The organism is Alteromonas sp. KUL17, assembly GCF_006538305.1.
Taxonomy (GTDB): domain Bacteria; phylum Pseudomonadota; class Gammaproteobacteria; order Enterobacterales; family Alteromonadaceae; genus Alteromonas; species Alteromonas macleodii.
On sequence record NZ_BJKJ01000055.1, the window covers coordinates 1 to 1,312 of the forward strand.

Below are 1,312 nucleotides of genomic sequence, written 5' to 3' on the forward strand. Positions count from 1 at the left end.
TTTAATTAGATGGTCCGCCTCACCTCTAAGCTAGTCTTAGAGTTAGGCAATCAAAGAGGCGAACCATCATGTCTATTATTAAAGTTCTTGGTATCGATTTAGGCAAATCATCCTTTCATGTTATAGGCCGTGATTATTCTGATAATCAGATTATTCGCAAAAAGTTTTCCCGCGCAGCACTCATTCAGTTTCTTCACCAAGTACAGCCATGCACAATCGCGTTCGAGGCTTGTGGCGGTGCACATTGGCTCGGCAGGCAATGTGAGTCGATGGGACACAAAGTCAGACTGCTCCCTCCGCAATATGTAAAGCCCTTCGTTAAAAGCAATAAAAATGATTTCATAGATGCAGAAGCAATATGCGAAGCATCAACAAGACCCAACATGCGCTTTGTCAGCGTAAAGTCAGAAGAAGCCCAAGTCATTTCCGCTATTCATAAAGTCAGGCACGGTTATATTAAAGACCGGACAGCGTGTATGTCCCGTATAGGAGCATTACTGCTGGAGTTTGGCGTTGCGCTGCCAACTGGCCATAGCGTGATGAAGCGGTTATTTAACTGGCTTGCTCAGCAACGACAGGAATTGCCGGGCCTACTCATGCAAGAGCTTGCGGAGCTTCACGATTATTATCTGTTTCTCAATGAGAGCATTGAGAAACAAGACAAAAAGCTAAAGCAACTCGTTGAATCAAACCCGATAGGTCAGCTTCTTAAAACGATTCCGGGGATTGGAGACATGACAGCTAGTCTTTGTATTGCCAACATCGGTAGCGCCACTGACTTTAAAAGTGGGAGAAACATGGCGGCATGGTTGGGACTGGTTCCAGCGCAGTATTCGACTGGCGGTAAACCCAAATTACTGGGGATAAGCAAACGGGGTAACAAAGAGCTCCGGACCTTGTTTATCCATGCTGCTAGGGCGGTCATGTCCAGGCCAGATAAGACCGGCAAAATTTATGGCGATTGGCTGATTAATTTACGTGCCACAAAGCCATTTAATGTTGTAACCGTCGCTCTGGCCAACAAGCTGGTACGAATAGCATGGGCAGTAATGAAAACTAAACAAGCATTCAATAGCAAAGCGTTAGCACCAGGTTTGCAATGATAAATATGATGACGAAAACGGTAGAACCACTGGATTAAAACCTGACATAAAAAACAGCTCACAGAAGCTTTCGGTTTTTTGAGGATAATCCAGCGCGGATCTCATCGTGGAGCAGGTTGCGAAAGCGCCTAATCAGACTCCGAATACATTAGCGCATAACCAACCCCGTTATCGACATTTATTGTTGCAATAACGAGGCGGACCATACA

At 45.3% G+C, this 1,312-nt stretch carries 1 protein-coding gene; it reads left to right on the forward strand.

Annotated elements, in window-relative coordinates; genetic code table 11:
* Positions 1–68 precede the first annotated feature (68 nt).
* A complete protein-coding gene (locus KUL49_RS20700) occupies positions 69–1,103 on the forward strand; it encodes an IS110 family transposase (RefSeq protein WP_131138459.1) in 1,035 nt (344 codons plus the stop codon).
* Positions 1,104–1,312 lie beyond the last annotated feature (209 nt).